The sequence below is a fragment of the Nocardioides luteus genome (assembly GCF_014648595.1).
In the GTDB taxonomy this organism is placed as follows: Bacteria; Actinomycetota; Actinomycetes; order Propionibacteriales; family Nocardioidaceae; genus Nocardioides; species Nocardioides luteus.
Genome location: NZ_BMRK01000001.1, coordinates 115,354 through 141,544, shown reverse-complemented (window position 1 = coordinate 141,544; position 26,191 = coordinate 115,354). Strand labels below are relative to the sequence as shown.

Here is a 26,191-nt window from a genome sequence, read left to right as displayed (position 1 = left end):
CTCTGGTGGTGCCGTCGCGGCCTCAGCCACTCACGGCTGCGTAAGCCTCGCGCAGCTGCTCCTCGGCCGGCCCGGTGAGGATCCGCGGGACGGCGAGGTCGTGGAGGACGAGGAAGCGGAGGACGGAGCCGCGGGCCTTCTTGTCGACGCGCATGGCGCCGATGAGGTCGTCGAACCCGGCCTCGACCCCGAGCTCCTTGACGGTGGTCGGGAGGCCGACCTTCGCGAAGAGCGGGGCGTGGCGGGCGGCGACGTCGTCGGAGAGGACTCCGGCGAGACGGGCGAGCTCGGCGGCGTAGACGCAGCCGACGGCGACCGCGTCACCGTGGCGGATCGAGAAGCCGGAGTGCTTCTCGAGAGCATGGGCGAGGGTGTGGCCGTAGTTGAGGGTCTCGCGGCCGGGGTGGCCGTCGCTGCCGCCGGTCTCCTTCAGGTCGCCGGCGACGACCTCGGCCTTCACGCGGATCGCTCGCTCGACCAGCTCGGCGAGCACCGGCGAGTCGGCGGTGATCTCATCGGCTTCCTCGACCAGCCGGAGGATCTCCGGGTCGGCGATGAAGCCGCACTTGACGACCTCGCCGAGACCGGCGACCAGGTCCGCCTGCGGCAGGGTCTGCAGCAGCGCGAGGTCGCACAGCACCCCGGCGGGCTCGTGGAACGCGCCGACGAGGTTCTTGCCGGCACCGGTGTTGACACCGGTCTTGCCGCCGACCGCCGCGTCGACCATGGCGAGCACCGTGGTGGGCACGTGCACGACGCGTACGCCGCGCAGCCATCCGGCCGCGACCCAGCCGCCGAGGTCTGTGGTCGCGCCGCCGCCGAAGGTGACGACGGCGTCGGAGCGGGTGAAGCCCTTCTCCCCCAGCGCCTCCCAGCAGTCGGCCGCGACGGCAACCGTCTTCTGGTCCTCGCCGCTGGGCAGACCGAGACCGAGGACGTCGTAGTGCTGGAGCAGCTCCTCGACGAGCGGTTCGGCGTGTTCGGCGAGCTCGGCGGCGTAGAGGAACGCGACCCGCTCGACGCTGTCGCCCAGAAGCTTTTGGAGTCGGCCTGCGAGGCCGGAGCCGATGACGACGTCGTACGCCGCGGCGCTCTCGACCCTGATGACGATCTCAGTCACTTCTGCTCCGTGGTGGTCAGGGCGGTGGCGATCTCGGCAGCGACGTCGTCGGCCGAGCGGCTGTCGGTGTCGACGGTGAGAGTGGCCACCGACTCGTAGATCGGCGCACGCTCTTCGAGCAGCGCCTTGATGCGGCCGCGTACGTTGCCGAGGAGCAAGGGTCGCCCGGAGCCGAGGCCGACGCGCTTGACGGCGTCCGCGACACCGACACGCAGGTAGACGACCGTGTGCTCCTTGAGCAGGATCCTGGTCTGATCGGCCAGGACGGCACCGCCGCCGAGGGAGACGACCCCGTCGTGCTCGGCCAGCGCGGCAGCGACGGCCTCGGCCTCGACGGCGCGGAAGTGCTCCTCGCCCTCGTCGACGAAGATGTCCTGGACGCTCTTGCCGGCAGCCGCCGCGATGTCGTCGTCGGTGTCACGCAGGGCGAGCCCGAGCCGGGAGGCGAGCAGCGCCCCGACCGTGGACTTCCCGGCGCCCATCGGGCCGACGAGTACGACAGCCGGCATCACACGTACCTCAGGTTCTCGAGGTATGCCTTGGCGTTGCGCGCCGTCTCGGCGACCGAGTCGCCACCGAACTTCTCCAGCGCCGCCTCGGCCAGCACGAGCGCGACCATCGCCTCCGCGACGACACCGGCTGCGGGCACCGCACAGACGTCGGAGCGCTGGTGATGCGCCACGGCCTCCTCACCGGTGGCCACGTCGACGGTGCGCAGCGCGCGGGGCACGGTGGCGATCGGCTTCATCGCCGCGCGCACGCGCAGGACCTCACCGGTCGACATGCCACCCTCGGTGCCGCCGGAACGACCGGAGGCGCGACGGATGCCGTCGGGGGAAGGAACGATCTCGTCGTGGGCCTTGGAGCCGGGGGTCGCGGCGAGCTCGAATCCGTCGCCGACCTCGACGCCCTTGATCGCCTGGATGCCCATCAGCGCACCGGCCAGGCGCGCGTCCAGACGCCGGTCCCAGTGCACGTGGGAGCCGAGGCCCGGCGGCAAGCCGTGGACGACGACCTCGACGACGCCGCCGAGGGTGTCGCCGTCCTTGTGGGCCTCGTCGATGCGGGCGACCATCTGCTTGGAGCCGTCCGGGTCGAGCACCCGCACCGGGTCCTCATCGAGCCGGGCGACATCCTCGGGCGCGGGGACGTCGTGGCTCGGCGTACGGACGCCGCCGATCTCCAGGACGTGCGAGACCAGCCGGACGCCGAGCGCCTGCTCGAGGAAGGCGGAGGCGACCGCCCCGAGCGAGACGCGGGCCGCGGTCTCGCGCGCGGAGGCGCGCTCGAGGATCGGGCGGGCGTCCTCGAAGTCGTACTTCTGCATGCCGACCAGGTCGGCGTGACCGGGACGCGGCCGGGTCAGCGGGGCGTTGCGCGCCTGGCCGGCGAGCACCTCGGCGTCGACCGGGTCGGCGGACATCACCGTCTCCCACTTGGGCCACTCGGTGTTGCCGACCTCGATCGCGATCGGACCGCCCTGGCTCTCACCGTGGCGCACACCTCCGGTGATCCGCACCTGGTCCTGCTCGAACTTCATCCGGGCACCGCGGCCATAGCCGAGGCGCCGCCGGGCAAGGGCACCGGAGATGTCGTCAGAGGTGATCCGGACATGGGCGGGCAGACCCTCCATCACGGCCGTCAGAGACGGACCGTGGGACTCGCCCGCAGTGAGCCAACGCAACATGGCTCCAGTCTTTCATCCTCCTCGCGCAACCCCGTGCATCCGGGCTCACAGCGAGACGGCGAAGACGCCGAGAACCATCCCGCAGATCATGAACGGTCCGTACGCCAGGGGCTCGCGCATCGCTGCTCGCGAGCGTCGGCCGACCGCTCTCGCGACGCCCCAGATGCCGAAGACCGCCAGCCCGGCCCAGAGCCCGAACGCCAGCCCGTCCCAGCCGAGGCGGCCGAGGACCAGCCCGACCAGCGCCGCCAGCCGGACGTCTCCGAAGCCCATCGCGTGCGGCAGGATCCGCCACAGCAGCCAGAACACCGACCGCGCGATCAGCAGCCCGGCGAGCGCGCCCATCGCCACTGCCGTGTCCCGGGTCCAGAGCCACTCGATCCCGAGGAGGCCGAGCCCGAGCGCGGACGCGACCAGGATCGGCACCTTCGGCAGCCGCTGGACACGCCAGTCGACGTAGCCGAGCAGCACGCACAGCGGGACGAGCGGTGTCAGCGCCACCAGCAGGCGCGGCGGGTCGACCAGCCAGGCGAGCAGAGCGGCGACGCTCGCGGAGACCGCCACCGCGAGCGGGACCAGCGGACGCCAGTCCGCCAGGTTCGCGTACGGGACCTCGGGCGGGTCGTCGACGGGCTCGGGAAGCCGACGGAGCAGAGCAGGGACGCCGAGCGCGAGGAGTGCAGCGACGGCCGCACTCACCAGCACGACCGCCCCAGCACTCATGCGCGGCTCATGCCGGCGTCGGCTCCGGCTTCGCGATCCCCAGCGCCTTCTCCCCCGCTGCCCGCATGACGGCGAGCGGCGCCGGACGGCTGGTGAAGAGCTCGAACTGCAGCACCGCCTGGTGCACGAGCAGGTCGAGCCCGCTGACGGCCACCCCGGGCGCGACCGCGAGGAGCGGGGACGGCCACGGGTCGTAGACCACGTCGAAGACCAGCGGCGTGGACGCCCAGCGGTCGACGAGCTCGGGGGTCTGCGCCTTCGCGGGGATGGTCGAGACCACCGCGTCGGCACCGTCGACGACGGACTCCAGCGGCAGCACCGAGACCACCGGCTTGCTCCGGTGGCGCGAGATCATGTCGATGGTCTCCCCCGCCGCGCCCGGGTTCCGGGCCAGCAGCGTGATCCGGGAGACGCCCAGCTCGGCCAGAGCGAGACCGGTCGAGGCGGCTGTCGCCCCCGCGCCGAGCACGACACCGTTCTCGCAGGAGAAGTCGTCACCGGCCCGCTCCCGGATCGCGGCGACCGCGCCGGGCAGGTCGGTGTTGTCCCCCACCCAGCCGTGCGAGGAGCGCACCAGCGTGTTGACCGCCCCCACCAGCCGCGCCCGCGGCGAGACCGACCGAGCCAGCTCGTACGCCTCGCGCTTGAGCGGCATCGTCACCGACAGCCCCCGCCACCGGCTCGGCGGCCAGTCCCCACCCAGGCTCTCGACGTAGGAGGCGAGTCCTCCGGCCTGGACACGCGTCGAAGTGTAGGACCAGTCGGACATCTCCAGCTCGGCGTACGCCGCCTGGTGGAGGACGGGGGAGAGCGAGTGGGCGACCGGATCACCCAGGACAGCACACTTCACGCAGTCTTCTCCTCAGCAGCTCTTCGATTCGGTGGCGCAGTAGTCTTTGTACTCGGCCTTGAACTTCAGAAACTGGTCATAGTTCTTGGCGAACTTCGTCTCGCCTGTCTTCAGGTTGACGGTCACGTAGTAGTACCAGCCGCCATCAGCCGGGTTGAGTGCGGCCTGGATCGCATCGTCACCCGGGGCTCCGATCGGTCCAGGCGGCAGACCCTTGTTGGTGTAGGTGTTGTACGGCGAGTCGACAGACTGGATGTTCACCCCACCGAGCTCAGTGCTTCCGGACTTCCCGAGCGCATAGTTGACCGTCGCATCGATCTGTAGGAAACCTGCCTGCCCCGCGGTGCCAGGGTTCTCTACTCGGTTGTAGATGACTCGCGCGATCTTGGCCATGTCGTCGCCGCGGCCCTCAGCCTCCACGAGAGAGGCCACGGTCATGATCTGCTCCGGCGTGCACGCCTTTCCGTCACCGCACTTGAGCTTCTTCGCCTGTGCCTCGATGTCGTTGTCGCCGAGCGCCTGCTCCCAGCGGTCGACCATCATCGCCAGCATCTCGGTCGGCGTGGCGTCGGGCGGGAAGGCGTAGGTGGCCGGGAAGAGGTAGCCCTCGACGTTGCCCTTGGCGTAGTCGGGCAGGCCGATCGCCTCGGTGTCCTTGGCGGCCTTCTTGAACGCGGCCGGCTTGGTCTTGGTCTTCTCGGCGAGCACCTTGTAGATCGCCTTGGCCCGCGACCCCTCGGTGATGGTGACGTTGACCGTGTCGATGTTGTCCGGGTTGGCCAGGACCTCGACCGCGTCGGCGGCCTTCATCTGCTTCTTCAGCGGGTAGAAGCCGACCTGGACGGTCAGGCCCTCGGTGTTGGCCGCGTCGATGAAAGCATCGACCGACTTCACGACGCCGAGCTCCTTCAGGTTGCGGCCGACCGCGGAGACCGAGTCGCCCTGCTGCACCTCGAACGAGACGGGTTCGGTCCCGGGGCCCTCGTAGTCGGCCGGCGGGGCGACCATGTCCTTGACGTAGTCGATCGCCCGGTCGCCGACGACGTAGAAGCCGCCGGCGACGACGACCAGCGCCACGAGCACGGCCAGGCAGCCACCGAAGCGACGCTTGCGCTTCGGCGGCTCCTCGTCGAAGTACGGGTCGTGGTCGGTGGGGCCGTTCTCGAAGAAGCTCGGCTGCTGCTGGTAGGCAGGACCGGCATAACCGCCCGGAGCCTGCGGAGGCGCCTGACGGCCATAGCCCGGCGGGGGCGTGCCCGCACCCGGCCGCGGACGCGGCGCCGGGCGGCGGCCCGGCTGCGCCTGCTGTCCCGGCTGGGGCGGCATCTGACTCTGCTGCGGGGGCATCGAGCCTCGGGCTCTGCGCGGGTCGCGCGGGTCCTGCGGCCCCGGCTGGCCCGGCTGGCCCTGTGGGTTCTGCTGGCGCGGCGGATAGCCGCCGCGCGGGTCACGCCCGTAGGCCCCCTGGCCTTGTCGACGCGGGTCGCGGGGGTCCTGCGGGTAGTAGCGATCACTCACTGACCGACCTCAACGATCTCTCCAGGCGCGGCCCCCGAAGCGCGCTCACTGTCCAAGGCGTGTTGCAGGATCACAACCGCCGCGGCCATGTCCACCACTGCGCGGCGGTCCTGACCTTTGCGGCCTCGGTCTCGGAGCATAGCCTCCGCGGACACCGTGGTGAGTCGCTCGTCGACGAGACGAACCGGGACCGGAGCCACTCGCTGCGCCAACGACGCGGCGAAGTCCCGGACCTTAGCAGTCGCCGGGTTCTCCCCTCCGTTGAGGGAGCGGGGCAGCCCGACGACCACCTCGAGCATCGTCGACTCCTCGGCGATCTCGGCGACGATCGCCTGCAGGCGCGCGAGATCGCCACGGCCCTTCTTGACCGTCTCGAGCGGCGTGGCCAGGAACCCCGTGGGGTCGCTCCTGGCCACGCCGATCCGGGCGTCGCCAGGATCGAGACCGAGGCGTACGCCGGTGCGCATCAGGCTCCGGCCACCGCGCCGGTGACCAGAGAGCTCACCTTGCCGAGCGCCTCGTCGATCCTGCCGACCTCGGTGCCACCGCCCTGGGCGAAGTCGGGCTTGCCGCCGCCTCGGCCACCGACGATCGGCGCAAGCTCCTTGATCAGGTCGCCGGCCTTGACGCCCTTGGCGATGCCGGAGGGGTTGACCGCGGCCACGACCGCGACCTTGCCGTCGGCGTCGCCGACGAGGACGACGGCCGCCGGAGCGTCACCGAGCCGGGAGCGTACGTCCTGGGCGAGCGTGCGCGCATCGCCGCCGCCGACACCCGGCACTCGCTGGGCGACGACCCGGACGCCGTTGACGTCGACCGCGGAGGCCGCGATCGACCCGCCGGAGGCGAGCAGCTGCGCCGTGCGCGCCCGGGCGATCTCCTTCTCGGCAGCCTTGAGCCGCTCCATGAGGTCGGAGACCCGGCCGACGACGTCGTCGGACTTGGTCTTGAGCAGCAGGTTGAGCTCGGAGACCACGTCGCGCTCGCGGGCGAGGTACTGGAAGCCCTCGACACCGGTGTAGGCCTCGATGCGCCGGTTGCCGGAGCCGACGGAGGCCTCCGAGGTGACCACGATCGTGCCGATCTGGGCGGAGTGGTCCACGTGGGTGCCACCGCACAGCTCGCGCGACCAGGGGCCGCCGATCTCGACGACGCGAACCTTGGAGTCGTCGTAGGTCTCGCCGAAGAGCGCGATAGCGCCCCATTCCTTGGCCTCGGGCAGGGTCATGTAGTCCCAGGAGACCGGCAGGTCGGCACGGAGCGCGTTGTTGGAGACCTCTTCGATCTCGTGCATCTGCTCCGGGGTCAGGCCCTTGGTCCAGCCGTAGTCGAGACGCAGGTAGCCGGGGCGGTTGAACGAACCCGACTGCAGCGCGGTCGGGCCGAGCACCTCACGCAGGGCGGCGTGCACCACGTGGGTGCCGGAGTGGGCCTGTCGGGCGCCGAGCCGCCACTCGGGGTCGACCTGGGCGTGCACCAGCCCGCCGGCAGCCGAGCTGGTCGAGAACTCGCCGTCGACGACCCGGACCTGGTGGACCACGAGCCCCTTGACCGGGCGCTGGACGTCGACGACCTCGAGCCGGCCACCGTCGAACTCGATGATGCCCGCGTCGGCGGACTGGCCGCCGGACTCGGCGTAGAACGGGGTGCGGTCGAGGACGATCTCACCGATCTCCTCGGGACCGAGCACGTCGACCGGCTTGCCCTCCTTGAGCAGGGCGAGCGGCTTCGACTCGGTGTCGAGGGTGGTGTAGGCCTGCCAGTCGGTCGGCCCGTTGGAGTCCAGGATGCCGCGGTAGACCGACAGGTCGGCGTGCTGGCCCTTCTTGGCGCGGGCGTCGGCCTTGGCCCGCTCGCGCTGCTCGGTCATCAGACCGCGGAAGCCCGCCTCGTCGACCTCGAGACCCGCCTCGGCGGCCATCTCGAGGGTCAGGTCGATCGGGAAGCCGTAGGTGTCATGGAGCTGGAAGGCCTTCGAGCCGGTGAAGGTGGTCGAGCCGCTCTGCTTCACCTCGGTCGCGGCCAGGTCGAAGATCTGGGTGCCGGCGGTGAGCGTCTTGCGGAAGGCCTCCTCCTCGGAGTCGGCGACCCGCTTGATCCGGTCCCAGCCGGTGTGGAGCTCGGTGTAGGTCTCCCCCATCTTGTCGCGAGAGATCGGCAGCAGCTCCGGCATCGCCGGGTCCTCGTAGCCCAGCAGACGCATGTTGCGGATCGCCCGGCGCATCAGTCGTCGGAGCACGTAGCCGCGGCCCTCGTTGCCCGGCGTCACACCGTCGCCGATGAGCATCAGCGAGGAACGTACGTGGTCGGCGACGACCCGGAACCGGACGTCGTCGTCGTAGTCGGCGCCGTACTTCTTCCCGGTGAGCTCCTGGGCCTTCTCGATGACAGGGAAGACGACATCGGTCTCATACATGTTGCTCTTGCCCTGCATCAGGTAGGCAACCCGCTCGAGGCCGAGGCCGGTGTCGATCGACTTCTGCGGCAGCGCGCCGTCGATGTCCACGTCGTACTTGGACCGCGCCTCGACGACGTTGTCCTGCATGAAGACGAGGTTCCAGAACTCCAGGTAGCGGTCACCCGCCTCCCAGTCACGGTCCTTGCCGTAGGCGCCGCCGCGGTCGATCAGGATCTCCGAGCAGGGGCCACCGGGACCGGGCACGCCCATCGACCAGTAGTTCTCGCTCGGGGGGAGCCGGACGATGCGGTCGTCGGGGAGACCGGTGATCTTCTTCCAGAGCGCGACCGCCTCGTCGTCGCCGTTGAGCACCGACGGGTAGAGCACCGACTCGTCGAAGCCGAAGCCGCCGTCGGCGACCGACTTTGTGATGAGCTCCCAGGCGAGCGTGATGGCGCCCTCCTTGAAGTAGTCACCGAAGGAGAAGTTGCCGCACATCTCGAAGAAGGTGCCGTGACGAGTGGTCTTGCCGACCTCCTCGATGTCGGGCGTACGGATGCACTTCTGCACGCTCGTGGCCCGCTGGTAGGGCGGGGTCGCCTGGCCGAGGAAGAACGGCTTGAAGGGCACCATGCCTGCGTTGACGAAGAGCAGGTTGGGGTCGTCGAGCAGGAGCGATGCCGACGGCACCACCGTGTGCTCGCCGATCTCGGTGTTCTCGGCGAAATGCGCCGTGAAACGGCGGCGGATCTCCGCCGTGCTCAGCCACTCCATCAGGGGGTACTACCTTCCGTGTCTTGCCTCGGGTCCTCGGTTGGCCCGTTCAGTCCAAGTCTCGTCTGCTCGGCGCCCTCGGCGCCAATCTGTTTCCGGCCCTCCGCCGGCGCGGAGCCGGCCGCGATCGCCGGGGTGCGAGCCTCGATCCACTCGCGCAGCTCGAGCTCCTTCTCGGCCTTCCCGGTGGCCAGCTCCTCGCGGAAGATCCGCGCGCCGACACCGAGCGCCTGCGCGCGGTCGCGCAACCCGTCGGCGGTGAAGGCCTCGGCGGCACGCCGCCCCTTGACCATCGCGTAGACACCCGCCCCCGCGCCGACCACGAACCAGATCGCGCCCCTCATCGCCTCTCCTCCTCGGTCGTCGACCTCGTCGAGACCACGTCATCGTCAACCGCCGCACGCTGCCGCGCGCGGTATTCGCGCAGCGCCTCGCGCATCTCGCTCTTCCGGTCCTTGCGGGCCCGCTTGACCTCGCGGTGCATCTCGTAGCGGATCTTGAAGCGCACCTCGGGCGAGAGCGCCCGGCGCACCCCGTGGACCAGCGCGGCGCTGTGCACCACCGTCTCCCGGAACACGGCGTCCGCGAAGGCGGGTGCGGTCAACGTACGCCGCACCACCTGCTCCACCTCGACAGGCTCGCCGTCCTCCCCGAGGGAGGTGATCACGTACTCCTTCTCGGGAACCCGCTCGTCCCGGCGCCGCCGGCGCAGCGACGTCTCGGGCTGCGTCAGCCGCCGCTCCAGCGCCTCGAGCCGCTCGCGCAGCTCTGCCTCGCTCGCCTCGGCCTCCTCGAGCCGGCGCCGCGCGCTGCGGCGCGCGCGGAGCGCGAGCACGGCGACCACCAGCAGGATGAGGACGAGAAGCCCCACCGCGGTCAGCGTCGCCACCAGCGCCCAGCCGGGCATGCTCGAGTTCGTCATCGTGCGCCTACCTTATCCATCCTGTCCGCGCACGATTTTCCGGACACGCTCCCAACGTTCCTTCACGCCGGCCTCGGCGCCGTGGCTCGTCGGGCGGTAGTACTCCGCGTCGGCGACCGCGTCCGGCGCATACTGCTGCGTGGCGATGCCGAAGGGCTCGTCATGGGCGTACTTGTACGCCTCGCCGTGCCCGATCTTCTTCGCGCCCTCGTAGTGGGCATCGCGCAGGTGGGGCGGCACGTTGCCGATCTTCCCGGCGGTCACGTCGGCGCGCGCGGCGAAGATCGCGTTGGTGACCGCGTTGGACTTCGGGGCCACGGCCAGGGCGATCGTGGCGTGGGCCAGGGTGAGCTGGGCCTCGGGCATCCCGATCAGCTGCACCGTCTGCGCCGCGGCGACCGCGGTCTGCAGCGCCGTGGAGTCGGCCAGGCCGATGTCCTCCGAGGCCAGGATCATCAGCCGGCGGGCGATGAACCTGGGGTCCTCCCCCGCCTCGATCATCCGGGCCAGATAGTGGAGCGCGGCGTCGGCGTCGGAGCCGCGCACCGACTTGATGAAGGCGCTGACCACGTCGTAGTGCTGGTCGCCCTGACGGTCGTAGCGCACCGCCGCCTGGTCGACCGCTCGTTCGGCCGCCTCGAGGGTGATCTCCCCCTCCACCGCCGCGCCGGCCGCCGCCTCCAGATAGGTCAGCGAGCGTCGCGCGTCCCCGCCCGCGAGCCGGACGAGATGGTCGAGCGCCTCGTCGGTGATGGTCATCGAGCCGCCGAGCCCGCGCTCGTCCTCGAGCGCTCGGACGAGCACGCCGCGGATGTCGTCGTCGGTCAGCGACTCCAGCCGCAGCAGCAGCGAGCGCGAGAGCAGCGGCGAGATCACCGAGAAGAACGGGTTCTCCGTCGTGGCGGCCACCAGGGTGACCCAGCGGTTCTCCACACCCGGCAGCAGCGCGTCCTGCTGCGCCTTGCTGAACCGGTGGACCTCGTCGACGAAGAGCACCGTCTCCTTGCCGGTCGCGACCAGCTCGGCCCGGGCCGCGTCGATCGCCGCCCGGACCTCCTTGACCCCGGCGGAGACCGCCGAGATCTCGACGAAGCGCCGGTCGGTCGAGCGGCTCACGATCGAGGCGATGGTCGTCTTGCCGGTGCCGGGAGGTCCCCACAGCAGCAGCGAGAGCGACTGGCCGCCCTCGACCACCTGGTGCAACGGCGACCCGGCGGCGCGCAGCGAGCTCTGCCCGACCAGCTCCTCGAGCGTACGTGGCCGCATCCGCACCGCGAGCGGCGCCGCCGCGTGGTCGCTGTGACTCAGCGACCCGCCGCGCGCGGCACCGGAAGAAGACATCTCGAACAGACCATCCACCCCGCCACCCTATGGGGCGGCACCGACACCGGCCGCCTCGCCGGAGCAGAGGCGGCCGGCGCGGGTCAGCCGAGGCGTACGCGCGGGTCGAGGACGCTGTAGAACAGGTCGACCAGCAGGTTGGTGATCACGATGATCAACGCCGAGATCAGCGTGGTCGCCTCGATCACCGGCAGGTCGCTCTGGCCGACGGCGTTGAGCGCTCGCAGACCGAGACCGGGGATGCCGAAGATCAGCTCGGTGAAGATGGTGCCGGTCAGCAGCGAGCCGAAGTCGATGCCGAAGATGGTCACGATCGGCACCACCGCGGCCCGCAGCGCGTGCTTGTTGACGATGCGGCTCTCGGCCAGCCCCTTGGACCGGGCGGTGCGGACATAGTCCTGGTTGAACGCCTCGATCATCGACCCGCGGGTGAACCGGGCGTACTTGGAGGAGTTCACCAGCCCGAGAGCGAGCCAGGGCAGCAGCAGACCCCAGGCCCACTTCAGCGGAGAGTCCGTCAGCGGGTGGTAGCCCTCCTGCGGGAAGATGCCCGCCCCGGCCGCCAGATAGAGGAAGGCGAGCAGGACGAAGAGGTAGTAGGGGATCGACTCGATGACCAGGGTCGCGCCGATGACCGCCTTGTCCGCAGCGCTCCCCCTCCGTCTGGCCGCGAACATCCCGATCGGCACGCCGATGAGCAGGATGGTGGCCCCCGCGCCGACCGCGACCGAGACCGTCGGGCCGATCCGGTCCTTGATGTCGTCCCAGACGTTGACCCGGTAGATGAAGCTGACCCCGAAGCACGGGGCGTCGCAGTCGTACGCCTCGGAGCCGAACGCGATCTGACGACCGTTGACGATGCCGGACATGTATTCGGCGTACTGCACCTGGATCGGTGCGTCCAGGTTCAGCGCGTCCCGGATGGCGTCCTGGCGCTCGGCGGTGCACTTGGGCTCGGGACACATCGCCTGGGCCGGGTCGCTCGGACCATAGGTGAAGAGCGCGACCACCGCCACCGAGATCACGAACAGCACGAGCACTGCTGAGATCAACCGGCGTATGACAAAACCGATCATGGGACGGGGGTCTCGCTTCCTAGAAGGTTTCCGTGGGCGTCAGCCCGGAGAAGTAGGGGGCCGGCCGGCGTGGGTGGGGGCCCACGCCGGCCGGGGGTCACCTCACTTGAGGTACATGATGGAGAAGCTCGGCATGCCCTTGACCGGGTCGTTGACGACCCCGCCGACCTTCGAACCCTTGATGAAGGCGTTCGCGTCGTAGCCGGCGTTGATCTCGACCATGTAGGTCTCCTGCATCCACTTGTCGAACTCGCCCCAGGCCGCGGGCACCTCGTCGGCGTCCATCTTCAGGATCTCGGCCTGCTTGGCGTCGGCGTCGGCCTCCTTGAAGTTGGTCGGGTTCGGCATGCCCGGCTTGTTGGCGTTCGAGCCGATCCACTGGGCCGGGAACCAGGAGCCGCCCGAGGGCCAGTCGGAGCACCAGCCGCCGTAGCGGAGGTTGATCGGAGCGTCCAGGTTGCTCTGGTCGTCGCGATAGGTCTCGTCGGTCGAGGCGACCGGGGTCGCCTTGAAGCCGGCGGCCTCGAAGCCCTTGACCATCTGGTCCTTCTTGGCCACGGACTGCTCGTCGTCACGCTCGTAGTACCACTTCAGCTCGAAGCCCTCGGCCCCGGCCTCCTTCAGCAGCGCCTTGGCCTTCTCCGGGTCGGTGGTCTGACCGTCCTGGCCCTTCGGGTACTGGTAGTCGACACGACCCGCGGTGCCCGGGGGGAGGATCGAGGTGCCGGGCTCGATGGTGACGCCGACGATCTCGCCGGACGCCTTCCAGGCAGCCTGGTAGGGGTAGGCCCAGCTGATGGCCTCGCGGATCTTCTTGTCCTTGATCTTGGTCTGGTCCGGCCGGTACATGTAGGTGCACGGCGAGGTGCCCTCGATCAGGTTGTCCGGCGCCTTCTCCTTGATCGCCTTGTAGGTCGGCGGCGTGACGTCGTCGTACGTCATCATCGTCTGCGCCGCGCCCTTGTCGCCGAGGATCTGGTTCTCGAGCTTCGCAGTGTCCTGGGCGAACTTGAAGTCGAACGCGTCGACGGCCTGGAAGCGGCCCGGGTCGGTCTTCGGGTCCCACTGGTCGTTCTTGACCAGCTTCAGCGAGGTGCCGGGCTTGTAGGACTCGAACTTGTAGGGGCCGGTCGCCATCGGGTGGCTCTCGTAGGCCAGCGGGTCCTTGTCCTTCGCCTTCGGGATCGGCGAGAAGACCGGGAACGAGGCGTAGTAGTCGAGCTCCGCGAACGGCTGGGCCAGGTGGATGATCACCTTGTTGCCGTCGGCCTCGACACCGTCGTAGTCCTCGCCGCCGTACCAGCCGGCGTCGGGCTCGTAGCCGCTCAGCTTCTTCAGCTCGGCGTCGGTGTCTGCGAACGGGCCCTTGTACTTGTCGCCATCCTTGAAGAAGGTGGTCTGGTAGGTCGGGCCGTCGGTCAGGGTGTCGATGGCGAAGGAGCGCTTGATGCCGTAGACGACGTCCTCGGCGGTCACGTCGGTGCCGTCCTCGTACTTGATCCCGTCCTTCAGCGTGAAGGTCCAGGTGAGGCCGTCCTCGGAGGCCTCACCGAGGTCCGTGGCGAGGTCGGGGACGAGGATCGAGTCACCGGTCTTCTCGTCGTAGACGTACTGCGTAAGCGACCGCGTGACCAGTCCGGACATGATCGCACCGGAGTCGGTGTAGTAGGTCCGGGTCGGGTCGAGGGTGTGGGGTGCGTTGTTGGACATCACCGTGATGGTGCCGCCCTTCTGGGCGTCCTCGGGGATCTCCACCGGTCCCGTGGCCTCGGCGTCCTTGCCGGCACCGGCACCGCCGCCGGCCTTGAACTCGCCGGTCTTGTCCTCGCCACCGCCGCCCCCGCCACCACATGCTGCGGTGAGCGTCAGCGCAGCGATCGCGCTTGCGGCGATCACTGTTCTCTTCAATCGCATCGTAGGTCTCCACCTTCCATGGTTGATGCCTCTCTCCGACGACCTGCTCACCGGAAAGACTTGGGGTCGAAGGCGTCACGAATGGCGTCTCCGAGCAGGTTGAGCGCGAAGACCAGGACCACGATCCCGATGATCGGCGCGTAGAGGAACAAGGGGTACTCGTCGAACCAGTTCTGCGCCCGCAGGATCGTCTGGCCCCAGGAGGGACGCCCGGTGACGCCGACGCCGAGATAGGCCAGCGTGGCCTCGGCGGCGATCGTGGCCGGCAGGCTCAGCGAGAACGAGACGACGATCGGTGCCACCAGGTTGGGCAGCAGCTCCTTGAACAGGATGCGGTGGGTCGGCATCCCGAGCACGTGGGCGGCCTCGATGAACTCGCGCTCGCGCAGCGAGATCACCTCACCGCGGATCAGCCTCGCCAGACCCATCCAGCCGAAGACGGAGAGGATCACGATCAGCGCGATCAGGGAGGCGTCGTCGAGCATCGAGGGGTTGTCCCGCCAGCGCTCCACGAGCATCGGCGAGACCGCGATCGCGACCAGCAGGAACGGCAGCGTCAGGAACAGGTCGGTCACGAACGTGACCACCCGGTCACCCCAGCCACGGCTGTATCCGGCGATCAGGCCGAGCACGACGCCGACCACGGTCGAGACGATCGTCGCGATCGAGGCCACCAGGAGGGAGGTGCGGGCACCGTAGAACCACTCGGCGAGCAGATCGTTGCCGGAGTTGGGCTCGAGCCCGAGCGGCGCCTCCCAGGTGAACCCGTAGTTGGGCGGACCGATGACCGGGTAGTTGAAGGAGTCGGTGTCGGTGACCGGGTCGCCGGCGCGTACCTCGACACCGAAGAGCTTGCACAGCAGCGGCGCGAAGATCGCGATCAGCACGAAGAGCAGCACGATGCCGGCGCAGATCATCGCGACCTTGTCGGAGAGCAGCCGGTCCATCGCGATCCGCATCGGCGAACGGCCGGCGATCTCGCCGGACTCGCTCGGTTCCGGATTGACCTCAGGGTCAGGGCCCTGGATCAACACTTCGGACACAGTCATACGTTCGGATCTCCGTTCGGTGTCGAGGCACGGCTGCGCCCCAAGACTCGACCACTGTGGCGCAGTCCCGAACCAGCGCGCTGCCTCAAGTTATGCCAAGTCGTGGCGATTCGGGCACCAGTACAGATAACGGTTCGATACCGACAGTGACGTGTGACACAGACGTAACAAAGACGGCCCGCAGCCGTTGGCTGCGGACCGTCTTTCACAATCTCGCTGTCACACAGGAGAATCACTCGCCGAGAGCCTCAGACAGAACACCCCGGTGGTCGAGCTTGTCGAGACCTCTCAGGCAGAACCCCGCGAGTTGTTCGCCAGGTCGTACCACGTGTCCGCGTACCCCGGACCGTCCCCGGGAACCTCGGCCGGGCTTGCGCCCGGGTCCGGCGCACCGAACTCGTCGACACCCAGCAGCGGCGCGGTGACCGGCTTCTCCGGGTGCTGGTGGATCTCACCCGGGAAGTGGCAGGCGACCTTGTGCTTCTTGCCGATCTGCAGCAGCGGCGGCTCGACCACGGAGCAGATGTCCTTGGCGATGGCGCAGCGGGTGCGGAAGTGGCAGCCCGAGGGCGGGTTGATCGGCGAAGGTACGTCACCCTCCAGCCGAATCCGCTCACGACGTCCACCGATCGCGGCCTGCTTCACGTCGGGCACGGCCGAGAGCAGCGCCTGCGTGTAGGGGTGGTGGGCGTGCTCGTAGATCGACTCGCGGTCACCGATCTCCACGATCTTGCCGAGGTACATCACCGCGATCTCGGGGCAGAAGTGGCGGACGATCGCGAGGTCGTGGGCGATGAACAGGAAGGAGATGTCGAACTCCTTCTGCAGGTCCTGCAGAAGGTTGATCACCTGGGCCTGGATGGACACGTCGAGCGCGGAGACCGGCTCGTCGGCGACGAGCAGCTTCGGCTGCAGGGTCAGCGCGCGGGCGATGCCGATGCGCTGACGCTGACCGCCGGAGAACTCGTGCGGGTAGCGGTTGTAGTGCTCCGGGTTGAGACCGACGATCTCGAGAAGCTCCTGGACCCGGTCGAGGACCTTGTCCTTCGGGACCATCTTGTGGATCCGCAGCGGCGCACCGATGATCGAGCCGACCGTGTGACGCGGGTTCAGCGACGTCGACGGGTCCTGGAAGATCATCTGGATCTCACGCCGCATCGGGTGCAGCTGCTTGCCCGAGTAGTTGGCGATGTCGGTGCCCTCGAAGTTGATCTTGCCCTCGGTGGGCTTGTAGAGCCGGGTCACCATCCGCCCGGTCGTGGACTTGCCACAACCGGACTCACCGACGAGGCCGAGAGCCGTGCCCTTGGCGACCTCGAAGGAGACACCGTCGACGGCCTTGACGTGGCCGACCGTCCGTCGGACGATCCCGCTTCCCTTGACCGGGAAGTGCATCTTCAGGTTCTCGACCGAGAGCACGGTCTCCGTGCTCGCCGGCGCGACCGAGGCCGCGGTGGCAATCGTGGTGTCGCTCATCAGTCCTCCACCAGGTCAGGGGCGATCTCGGGCAGGATCTCTGCCTCGTAGACCTCATCGGCGTTCTTGATGTGGCAGCGCTTGACGTGGCTGCCACCGCTGTTGGCCGGGGTGAGGTCGGGCAGCGTCGTCCGGCACAGGTCACCGCCGACCTTCGCGGTGTGGTCGCAGCGCGGCTCGAAGGGGCATCCCGGCGGCGGGTTGAGCAGCGAGGGCGGGTTGCCCCGGATCGGGATCAGCTTGGCCTCGGTGGACGCGGTCAGGTCCGGCACGCTGGAGAGCAGACCCCAGGTGTAGGGCATCTCCGGGTTGGTGAGGATCTCCTTGCCCGGGCCGTACTCGACCGCGCGACCGGCGTACATCACGAGTACGTCATCAGCCATCTCGGCCACGACACCGAGGTCGTGGGTGATGATGATGATCGCCGCGTCGAAGTCGCGCTGCAGGTCCTGCAGCAGGTCGAGGATCTGCGCTTGGACGGTCACGTCGAGCGCGGTGGTCGGCTCGTCGGCGATGAGCAGGCTGGGGTTGTTGATCAGCCCCATCGCGATCATCGCGCGCTGGCGCATGCCGCCGGAGAACTGGTGGGGGTAGTCGTCCACGCGACGGTCGGGCTGCGGGATGCCAACACGGTCGAGCATCTCGATGGCGCGCTTGCGCGCCTCCCGCTTGGTCACGTCGTTGTGGACCTGGTAGGCCTCCATGATCTGGTTGCCCACCGTGTAGTAGGGGTGCATCGCGGAGAGCGGGTCCTGGAAGATCATCGCCACGTCGCGACCGCGACGCTTGCGCATGTCCTCGTTGCTCACCTTGAGCAGGTCGACACCGTCGAGCAGGATCTCGCCGCTGAGCATGGCGTTGGTGCCGCGGTGCAGGCCCATGATCGCGGAGCTCGAGACCGACTTGCCGGAGCCGGACTCACCCACGATGCCGAGGGTCTTGCCGCGCTCGAGGTCGAAGGAGAGACCGTCGGTCGCCTTCACGATGCCGTCCGACGTCGTGAAGTGGACCTTCAGGTCTCGCACCGAGAGGAACGCGCCACCCTTGGCCGGCGTCGCCTCGGGCGTCTTGGAAAGGTCAGTCATGGGATCCCTCCTCAGGCGACGCGCACGCGCGGGTCGATGATGGCGTACAGGATGTCGACGATGATGTTGGCGACGATTACCAAGCCACCGAGCAGCAGCACCAGACCGACGATCGTCGGCAGGTCGTAGTTGTTGTTCGCGGTGACGGCGAGCTTGCCGAGCCCGTAGTAGTTGAAGACGCTCTCGGTGATGATCGCTCCGCCCAGGACGGCGGCGAAGTCGAGGCCGAACATGGTGACCAGCGGGGTGAGCGCCGCGCGCAGCGCGTGCTTGAAGAGCACCTTGCCGCCCTTGACCCCCTTGGACTTGGCGGTGCGGATGTAGTCCTCGCTCATGGACTCCAGGACGAACGCACGCGTCATGCGTACGTAGCCCGCCATGTAGACCACTGCCAGCGTGAAGCCGGGGAGCATGAGCTGGAGCAGCCACTGTCCGACACCACCCTCGGCGATCGGCACATATCCTGGCGCTGGGAAGATCCCCCATTTGATCGCGACGAAGTTGATCAGCAGGGCACCTACGAAGAAGGTCGGGAACGCGTAGAGGAACAGCGTTCCCCCGACGACCCCGCGGTCGATGAGCGTGCCCTTGAACACCGCGGCGAGAACTCCGAACAGCACGCCGAAGATCACCCAGATGACAACCGCCACCATGGCGATCGAGATCGAGATCGGTGCAGCCTCGGCGATCTCCTCGTTGACCGTCATCTGCAGCTGCTGGGAGAAGCCCAGGCAGGGGGCTGCGCACTCGGAGACCAGCTCGGGGTTGGCCTCACGCATCTTCTCGTCGGCGGGGTATTCACGCCCGACGGCGACGCCCTTGAGGAAGTTGCCCCACTGGACGACCAGCGGCTGGTCATAGCCCAGAGCGTGTCGGGTCTCCTCGATGCGCTCGGGAGGGCAGTTCTTGCCGCAGGAGAACTGAGCCGGGTCGACCGGGTTCTTCATGAACAGTGCGAAGACGATGAAGCTCATCGCCACAAGCATGAGCAAGCCGACGATCACGCGCCGGATGATGTAGGCGACCATCGGTGGGTCTCACCTTCATTGGGATCGGCCGGAGCACCGTCTTGGGGTGTCGTCCGGGGGGAATCGTGTCCAGGTACATAGAGGGAGGCGGGGCTCTGGCGAGCCCCGCCTCCAGGGTCGGTCCCGCTCAGAGAGCCGGACCGACGGTGTTGCGGAGCTGAAGGATCAGTCCTCGACGTCGATGCTCGCCAGGTCCGGGTAGGACGAGGAGGCGTCGGTGGTGACGAAGTTCTTCACCTTGGAGCCGTGGACCCAGTTGAAGGTCGAGATCTCCAGCGGGATGTAGGCGACGTCCTCGCCCAGGACCGCGTCCGCCTCCTGGAGGAACTTGTTCTGCTCCTCGATGGTGGCGGAGTTGGCAGCCTGGTCGAAGAGCTTGTCGACCTTCGGGTTCTTGTAGTTGCCGTAGTTCTGGCCGTTGGTGCTCTTCTGGATCTGGCGGCTGTCGAACAGCGCAGCCGTCACGGTGATCGCGGAGCCCCAGTCAGCACCCCAACCGCCCCAGATGACGTCGGCCTTGTTGGACGGCTTCTGGATGTTGGAGTAGTAGACGTCGCCCAGCGGGTCCAGGGTGACCTTGAAGCCGGCGGCCTCCCAGCCCTCGACCAGCGAAGCGGCCTGCTTGTCAGCGGTGTCGCTCTGCGGGTAGGAGAAGGTGATCGGGTACGGCGTCTTGGCACCGGCCTCGGCCAGGAGCTTCTTCGCCGCGGCCGGGTCGCCCTTGAGGTTGCGGTCCTTGTAGGCCGGGTTGGGCACGTAGCCCGGAACAGCCGGGTTCACGATCGAGTCGGCCGGGGTGTAGGCCTTCTCGCCACCGCCGGCGGCGATCCATGCCTCGACGTTGGTCGCAAGCGCGAGCGCCTTGCGGATCTTCGGGTCCTTCATCTGGTTCTGGTTGGGAACCAGGTAGTCGACGTACGGCGACTGGACCTGGACGTAGCGGTCCTTGACACCGGCCTCGGTGAGACGCGGGTAGAACTCCGGCGGGACGCGCGAGCCGCTGACGATGGTGGTCTGCGAGTCGGGGCTGTCGGAGAAGAGCTTCTCGTAGATCGTCGAAGCCTTCTCGCCGAACTTCCACTCGATCTTGTCCGGGAGCGCCTCACGCAGCGACTTGTCGTCGGTGGCGGGGTCGTACTCCTTGTTGCGGACCAGCGTGCCGCCCTTCTGGGCGTTCCACTTCTCGACCTTGTAGGGGCCGTTGGAGAAGATCACGTCGTCGTTCTTGGCACCCTTGTCGAAGGACTTCTTGTAGGGGTCCATCATGTGCAGCGACGAGATCGCCAGCGGGAAGTCGGGCCACGGCGACTTGAACTTGTAGGTGATGGTCTTGCCGTCGCAAGACACCGCCTGGTCGAAGTCGGCCTGCTGCTCCGGGGTCGCGGCGTACGGGCCCGGGTACTCACCCTTGAGGGCGAGCTTGGAGGTCAGGTAGAAGCCCGGACCACCGGTGAGCTCGTCGGCAGCGAAGTTGCGGGACGCGCCGTAGGCGAAGTCCTCACACGTGATGTCGGAGCCGTCCTCCCACTTCACGCCGTCCTTGATGGTGAAGGACCAGGTCTTCGCGCCGTCGGCGGAGGTGCCCTCGTCGGTCGCCAGGTCGGGGATCGGCTTGCTCGAGACCTTGGGGTCGGTCGACGACGGGTTCGAGAGCAGCTTGCGGTAGACCAGGCGCGTCGTGTGCGAGATGGTCTCACCGACGTAGATGCGCTGCGGGTCCAGGTGGTCCACCGGGTCCTCGGCGACGATGGTCAGCGTCTTGGCCGAGCTCGACCCACCGCCGTCCCCGCCGCCACAGGCAGCCAGGCCCAGCGAAAGACCGAGCACGCCAGCGGCACTGACCGCTACGTACTTAGCTCGCTTCTTGAGCATTCGTTTCTCCTTGGTGTCGTCGCCGCCAACCTCTGGCGGCGAGGGGTGTCCCTGGCGGGCCACCTGTCTGTGTTGAGGAGCCCCGAGGCTCACCTGTCGCCCTTCGGGTCGAGGGCGTCGCGCAGCCCGTCTCCCAGAAGGTTGAACGAGATCACGATCGTCGCGATCAGGATCGCGGGCATGAAGAAGTAGAACGGGTCCACCTGCGCGTACTTCAGCGAGTCCGCGAGCACGTTGCCGAGAGTCGGCGTCGGGGGCTTCACACTGACCTGGAGGTAGCTCAGGGCCGCCTCCGCAGAGATGTAGGCCGGCATCATCAGCGTGACGAGGACCAGCAGCGGAGCCCACAGGTTCGGCAGGATCTCCTTGAAGTAGATCCGCGGCTTGGAGGCACCCAGCACGACCGCCGCCTCCACGAACTCCCGCTGCTTGATCGAGAGCACCTGGCCCCTGACCACACGGGCGGTGCTGGTCCAGCCGAAGATCGCCAGCACCACGGTGCAGTAGATCCCCTGGGCCAGCGGGCCGTTGGGCAGCCCGGTCACCTGCTGGACCAGCTTCAGCCCCAGGGAGGAGAGCGCCAGCAGCATCAGGGTCGAGGGGAAGGAGAGCGTCAGGTCGGTGAAGCGGCTCAGGATCGCGTCGACCCAGCCACCGCTGAAGCCGGCGATGATGCCGACCACGGCACCGATGATCACCGAGAGCATCGCGGCGGTGAGCGCGATCATCAGCGAGAAGGTGATGCCGTACCAGAAGCGGGACATCGCGTCACGGCCGGTGCCGGGCTCCACGCCGAGCGGGTGGGCGCCGCTCGCGCCGCTCCAGCCGCCCTCGGGGATGGTGTTGGCATCGAGGAGGTTCTGGTTGTAGCTGAACGGGTCCAGCACACCCATCTTGACCAGCAGCGGCGCCAGCACGGCGGCCACGACGACCAAGATGACGACGGTCAAAGACACCATCGTCGGCTTGTCCTTGCGAAGCCGCATCATGGCCAGCTTCATCGGCGACTTGCCGGCGATCGCCTTCGCCTCTCCCGGCGCGCTGGGAGGTGTCGATCCACCCGAGAGTTCTTCACCTTCGAACACGGTGGCCGATTCGCTCATGGTTCCTCTGTCTAGTCGTATTTGTGGGTGCCGCCGTCGCATGGCAGCGTCCGACCCACGAGGTCGACGGATGGAACTCTATGTGATCCCTTTGCCCCGATGTGACCCGGAGCGGTAACGATCCGATTTCATCCAGTGATACGGCGTATCGGGATGCCTTGTTGCGATTCCCCGCTCAACGCAAGAGTCTCCGGGACCGACGTGTCGGACCCGGAGACTCTGCTGGCTTTACCTGAGTTGACCTCAGTTAGCGGATTCACCCTCCGCCGGGGTCTTGGGAGCGGGCTTGGCGTCGACGCCGGCCTCCTTGCGCTGCTCGGGCGTGATCGGTGCCGGAGCAGCGGTCAGCGGGTCGTATCCCGCACCCGTCTTCGGGAACGCGATCACGTCGCGGATCGAGTCGGTGCCGGCCAGCAGGGCGACGACCCGGTCCCACCCGAACGCGATGCCACCGTGGGGCGGGGCGCCGAACTTGAACGCGTCGAGCAGGAAGCCGAACTTCTCCTCGGCCGCCTCTTCGCCGATGCCCATCAGGTCGAAGACCCGCTTCTGGACGTCCTCGCGGTGGATACGGATCGAGCCACCGCCGATCTCGTTGCCGTTGCAGACGATGTCGTAGGCCCAGGCCAGCGCGTTGCCGGGGTCCTTGTCGAAGCCTTCGACGTCCTGCGGGCTGGTGAAGGCGTGGTGGACCGCGGTCCACTCCCCCGCGCCGACTGCGACGTCACCGGACTCGACGGCCTCGGAGGCCGGCTCGAGCAGCGGCGCGTCGACGACCCACAGGAAGCTCCAGTCGCCGTCCTTGCGCAGGTCGAGCCGGTTGCCGATCTCGAGGCGGGCGGCGCCGAGCAGCGAGCGGCTCGACTTGGCCGCACCGGCGGCGAAGAAGATGCAGTCGCCGGGGTTCGCGCCGACGTGGGCGGCCAGGCCGGCCGCCTCCTTCTCGGAGAGGTTCTTGGCGACCGGGCCGGTCAGCGAGCCGTCCTCCTGGACCAGGACGTACGCCAGGCCCTTGGCGCCGCGCTGCTTGGCCCACTCCTGCCAGCCGTCGAGCTGACGACGCGGCTGGCTCGCGCCACCGGGCATCACCACGGCGCCGACGTAGGGCGCCTGGAAGACGCGGAACGTCGTCTCGGAGAAGTAGTCGGTGCACTCGGTGATCTCGATGCCGAAGCGCAGGTCGGGCTTGTCCGAGCCGTACTTGGCCATCGCGTCGGCGTAGGTCATCCGCGGCAGCGGGAGCGGCACGTCGTAGCCGATCAGCTTCCACAGCGCGGCGACGATCTCCTCGCCGAGGGCGATGACGTCATCCTGCTCGACGAAGCTCATCTCGATGTCGAGCTGGGTGAACTCCGGCTGCCGGTCGGCGCGGAAGTCCTCGTCGCGGTAGGCGCGGGCGAGCTGGTAGTAGCGCTCCATGCCGGCCACCATGAGCAGCTGCTTGAACAGCTGCGGCGACTGCGGCAGCGCGTACCACGAACCCGGCTGCAGGCGCGCCGGGACCAGGAAGTCGCGAGCGCCCTCCGGGGTCGAACGGGTCAGCGTCGGGGTCTCGATCTCGACGAAGTCGTGGCCGGCGAGCACGTCGCGGGCGGCCTTGTTGGCCTTCGAGCGCAGCCGGATGGCGTTGCCGGGAGCGGTGCGGCGCAGGTCGAGGTAGCGGTGCTTGTAGCGGACGTCCTCGCCGACCTCGACGTGGTCGTCGATCGGGAACGGCAGGGCTGCGGCGGCCGAGAGGACCTCGAGCTCCTTGGCCACGACCTCGATCTCGCCGGTGGCGAGGTTGGGGTTGCGGTTGTCCTCGGTGCGCGCGACGACCTCGCCGGTGACCTTGATGCAGTACTCGTTGCGGAGCGCGTGGGCGATCTCCTCGTCACGGACGACGACCTGGACCACGCCGCTGGCCTCGCGCAGATCGAGGAACGCGACCCCGCCGTGATCGCGTCGGCGGCCTACCCAGCCGGCGAGGGTCACGGTCTGGCCGACGTGCTCGGCACGCAGGGTGCCGGCGTCGTGGGTGCGGATCACTTCTTCTCCTCGTTGTCGTCCCCTGTGGTCGAGCCTGTCGAGACCACGTGCGGGGTTAGGTCGTGCTTGTCGGACGGCGTCCAGGTGGCCGGGTCGGCCGGGACCTGGTCGCCGGTGCGGATGTCCTTGATCTCGTAGCCACCGTCGGTGGCGAACAGGACGTACGGGATGCCGCGGCGCTCCGCGAAGCGGATCTGCTTGCCGAACTTCGCGGCGTTGGGCGAGACCTCGCAGGCGACATCGTGGGCGCGCAGCTGCTGAGCCGCCGCATCGGCGTCGGCGCGGCTGTCCTCGTCGGCGACCGCGATCAGCACCGTGCTCGGCACCTTGCGGTCGGCGTCGAGCAGACCCTTCTGCACCAGCGGCACCAGGACACGGCTGACGCCGAGCGAGATGCCGACGCCCGGGTAGGTGGTCTTGCCGTCGCTGGCCAGCGAGTCGTAGCGGCCGCCCGAGCAGATGCTGCCGAGGCTCTCGTAGCCGTCGAGACGGGTCTCGAAGACCGTGCCGGTGTAGTAGTCGAGGCCGCGGGCGATCGAGAGATCGGCCACGACGCGTACGTTGGTGGTGTTGAGCGGCGCGGTGGCGTTGATCAGCGTGGCCAGCTCGGCCAGGCCCTCCTCGAGCAGCTCGCTCTCCACGCCGAGGGCACGGACCTTCTCCACGAAGGAGTCGTCGGTGGTGGTGATCGTGGCGAGCTCGAGACACTTGGCCGCCTGCTCGTCGGTCAGACCTGCCTCGACGACCAGCAGCTTGCCGACCTCGGTGGCGGGCATCTTGTCGAGCTTGTCGATGAGCCGCATGGTCTCCTCGACGTCCGGGGCGCCGAGACCGGCGTAGAAGCCCTGGATCAGCTTGCGGTTGTTGACCTGGAGCGTGAAGCCGGGCAGGAAGGTCAGCTTGCCGAGCGCCTCGAGCATGACCCGGGTGACCTCGACGTCGTGGTGGAACGGCAGGGTGTCGCGGCCGACGATGTCGATGTCGGCCTGGGTGAACTCCCGGAAGCGCCCCTCCTGGGGGCGCTCGCCGCGCCAGACCTTCTGGATCTGGTAGCGGCGGAAGGGGAAGTCCAGCTTGCCGGCGTGCTCCAGCACGTAACGGGCGAAGGGGACGGTCAGGTCGAAGTGGAGGCCCATCCCCTTGTCACGGGACTCGTCCTGCTCCTGGAGCCGCTTGAGGACGTAGACCTCTTTGCTGGTGTCGCCCTTGCGCAGCAGCTGGTCCATCGGCTCGACGGCGCGGGTCTCGATGTTGCCGAAGCCGTGCAGCTCGAAGGTGCGGCTCAAGGTCGCGACGACCTCGCGCTCGACGGTGCGCTGGCTCGGGAGGAACTCCGGGAAACCGGAGAGTGGTGTCGGCTTGTTGCTCATGGTGTGGTGATCAGGTCCTGGAGAAATGGGTTCGTCGCACGCTCGCGACCGATGGAGGTCTGCTCGCCGTGTCCGGGGAGCACCACGATGTCGTCGGCGAGGGGCAGCACCTTGTCGGTCAGGGACTGCAGCATCGTGGCGTGGTCACCGCCGGGAAGGTCCGTACGCCCGATGCTGCCCGCGAAGAGCAGGTCGCCGGAGAACATCACGTCACTGACCTCGGCGTGGTCGGGGTAGGGAGTCCGGAAGGTGACCGACCCCTCGGTATGGCCCGGGGTGTGGTCGATCCGGAACTTCATCCCGGCCAGGTCGATGAGCTCGCCGTCGCCCAGCTCGCGGACGTCGTCGGGCTCCACGAAGTCGTACGTCCCCGCGGGCATGCCCAGCAGCATCTGCGCCGACTCCGGGGAGATGCCCTGGAGCGGGTCGGCGAGGAGGTGGCGGTCGCGCGGGTGGACCCAGGCGGTGGCGTCGTAGGTCTTGCTCACCGGCGTCACCGACCACATGTGATCGACGTGGCCGTGGGTGAGGACCACGGCGACCGGCTTGAGCCGCTGCTCGCGCACGACCTCCTCGACGCCCTTCGCGGCGTCCTTGCCGGGATCGATCACGACGCACTCGGTGCCCGGACCAGTGGCTGCGACGTAGCAGTTGGTGCCCCACGGACCGGCGGGAAAGCCTGCGATCAACACGAGAAACACCCTATCCAGCGGTACAGTGCAGCGCCGCATCGTGGCGTCTGACTACGATGGGGACCCCGAGGTGTGCCGGGACGCCACGGGGACCTGCAAGTTGAGCCGACCGGGACTGTGACGAGCACGGTGTCCGGCGGGGGAGATTTCATAAGAGGTTAGCGC

22 protein-coding genes are annotated in these 26,191 nt (G+C 68.4%); all 22 read right to left on the bottom strand.

The window, feature by feature from the left end:
* Window positions 1-22 precede the first annotated feature (22 nt).
* On the bottom strand, window positions 23-1,120 hold the full coding sequence (aroB, locus tag IEY81_RS00650; RefSeq protein ID WP_189116515.1) for a 3-dehydroquinate synthase: 1,098 nt from the start codon (window positions 1,118-1,120) through the stop codon (window positions 23-25).
* Window positions 1,117-1,629, bottom strand: a complete 513-nt coding sequence (locus tag IEY81_RS00645) for a shikimate kinase (RefSeq protein ID WP_189116514.1) — start codon at window positions 1,627-1,629, stop codon at window positions 1,117-1,119. Before IEY81_RS00645 ends, aroB begins: the two co-directional genes overlap by 4 nt.
* Window positions 1,629-2,807: a chorismate synthase gene (aroC, locus tag IEY81_RS00640; RefSeq protein WP_189116513.1), complete on the bottom strand. Its 1,179-nt coding sequence runs from the start codon at window positions 2,805-2,807 to the stop codon at window positions 1,629-1,631. Before aroC ends, IEY81_RS00645 begins: the two co-directional genes overlap by 1 nt.
* A 45-nt stretch (window positions 2,808-2,852) precedes the next feature.
* Entirely contained in the window at window positions 2,853-3,530 is a 678-nt protein-coding gene (locus tag IEY81_RS00635; RefSeq protein ID WP_189116512.1) for a prepilin peptidase, read from the bottom strand.
* A gap of 7 nt (window positions 3,531-3,537) precedes the next feature.
* Complete coding sequence (locus IEY81_RS00630) at window positions 3,538-4,380, bottom strand: shikimate dehydrogenase (RefSeq protein WP_189116511.1); 843 nt, start codon at window positions 4,378-4,380, stop codon at window positions 3,538-3,540.
* A gap of 12 nt (window positions 4,381-4,392) precedes the next feature.
* Window positions 4,393-5,898, bottom strand: coding sequence for an endolytic transglycosylase MltG (mltG, locus tag IEY81_RS00625; RefSeq protein WP_229787126.1), 1,506 nt, complete (start codon window positions 5,896-5,898; stop codon window positions 4,393-4,395).
* Window positions 5,895-6,365 carry a Holliday junction resolvase RuvX gene (gene ruvX / locus IEY81_RS00620; protein WP_189116510.1) on the bottom strand — a complete coding sequence of 157 codons (471 nt, stop codon included), beginning with the start codon at window positions 6,363-6,365 and terminating at the stop codon, window positions 5,895-5,897. The genes mltG and ruvX overlap by 4 nt, the downstream gene beginning before the upstream one ends.
* Complete coding sequence (gene alaS, locus IEY81_RS00615) at window positions 6,365-9,061, bottom strand: alanine--tRNA ligase (protein WP_189116840.1); 2,697 nt, start codon at window positions 9,059-9,061, stop codon at window positions 6,365-6,367. Before alaS ends, ruvX begins: the two co-directional genes overlap by 1 nt.
* Window positions 9,062-9,069: 8 nt before the next feature.
* Window positions 9,070-9,414: a DUF6167 family protein gene (locus IEY81_RS00610; RefSeq protein WP_189116509.1), complete on the bottom strand. Its 345-nt coding sequence runs from the start codon at window positions 9,412-9,414 to the stop codon at window positions 9,070-9,072.
* Window positions 9,411-9,992, bottom strand: a complete 582-nt coding sequence (locus IEY81_RS00605; protein ID WP_189116508.1) for a hypothetical protein — start codon at window positions 9,990-9,992, stop codon at window positions 9,411-9,413. The genes IEY81_RS00610 and IEY81_RS00605 overlap by 4 nt, the downstream gene beginning before the upstream one ends.
* 12 nt (window positions 9,993-10,004) lie before the next feature.
* Entirely contained in the window at window positions 10,005-11,333 is a 1,329-nt protein-coding gene (locus IEY81_RS00600; RefSeq protein ID WP_189116507.1) for a replication-associated recombination protein A, read from the bottom strand.
* Window positions 11,334-11,416: 83 nt separating this feature from the next.
* A complete protein-coding gene (locus tag IEY81_RS00595) occupies window positions 11,417-12,409 on the bottom strand; it encodes an ABC transporter permease (RefSeq protein ID WP_268244480.1) in 993 nt (330 codons plus the stop codon).
* A 102-nt stretch (window positions 12,410-12,511) separates the two neighbouring features.
* The gene (locus tag IEY81_RS00590; protein ID WP_189116505.1) at window positions 12,512-14,305 is read right to left on the bottom strand and encodes an ABC transporter substrate-binding protein; all 1,794 of its coding nucleotides are present in this window, start codon (window positions 14,303-14,305) and stop codon (window positions 12,512-12,514) included.
* A 65-nt stretch (window positions 14,306-14,370) separates the two neighbouring features.
* Window positions 14,371-15,372 carry an ABC transporter permease gene (locus IEY81_RS00585; protein WP_189116504.1) on the bottom strand — a complete coding sequence of 334 codons (1,002 nt, stop codon included), beginning with the start codon at window positions 15,370-15,372 and terminating at the stop codon, window positions 14,371-14,373.
* 288 nt (window positions 15,373-15,660) lie between these two features.
* Window positions 15,661-16,848, bottom strand: coding sequence for an ABC transporter ATP-binding protein (locus IEY81_RS00580; RefSeq protein WP_189116503.1), 1,188 nt, complete (start codon window positions 16,846-16,848; stop codon window positions 15,661-15,663).
* The gene (locus IEY81_RS00575; RefSeq protein ID WP_189116502.1) at window positions 16,848-17,933 is read right to left on the bottom strand and encodes an ABC transporter ATP-binding protein; all 1,086 of its coding nucleotides are present in this window, start codon (window positions 17,931-17,933) and stop codon (window positions 16,848-16,850) included. Before IEY81_RS00575 ends, IEY81_RS00580 begins: the two co-directional genes overlap by 1 nt.
* Before the next feature lie 11 nt (window positions 17,934-17,944).
* On the bottom strand, window positions 17,945-18,961 hold the full coding sequence (locus IEY81_RS00570; protein ID WP_189116501.1) for an ABC transporter permease: 1,017 nt from the start codon (window positions 18,959-18,961) through the stop codon (window positions 17,945-17,947).
* A 165-nt stretch (window positions 18,962-19,126) separates the two neighbouring features.
* Window positions 19,127-20,833 (bottom strand): ABC transporter substrate-binding protein, encoded by a 1,707-nt coding sequence (locus IEY81_RS00565; RefSeq protein WP_189116500.1) that lies wholly within the window; start codon window positions 20,831-20,833, stop codon window positions 19,127-19,129.
* Between the two features lie 89 nt (window positions 20,834-20,922).
* Complete coding sequence (locus IEY81_RS00560; protein ID WP_189116499.1) at window positions 20,923-21,936, bottom strand: ABC transporter permease; 1,014 nt, start codon at window positions 21,934-21,936, stop codon at window positions 20,923-20,925.
* A gap of 243 nt (window positions 21,937-22,179) precedes the next feature.
* Window positions 22,180-23,964: an aspartate--tRNA ligase gene (aspS, locus tag IEY81_RS00555; protein ID WP_189116498.1), complete on the bottom strand. Its 1,785-nt coding sequence runs from the start codon at window positions 23,962-23,964 to the stop codon at window positions 22,180-22,182.
* On the bottom strand, window positions 23,961-25,334 hold the full coding sequence (hisS, locus tag IEY81_RS00550; RefSeq protein ID WP_189116497.1) for a histidine--tRNA ligase: 1,374 nt from the start codon (window positions 25,332-25,334) through the stop codon (window positions 23,961-23,963). Before hisS ends, aspS begins: the two co-directional genes overlap by 4 nt.
* The gene (locus IEY81_RS00545; protein WP_189116496.1) at window positions 25,331-26,026 is read right to left on the bottom strand and encodes an MBL fold metallo-hydrolase; all 696 of its coding nucleotides are present in this window, start codon (window positions 26,024-26,026) and stop codon (window positions 25,331-25,333) included. Before IEY81_RS00545 ends, hisS begins: the two co-directional genes overlap by 4 nt.
* Window positions 26,027-26,191: the final 165 nt, after the last annotated feature.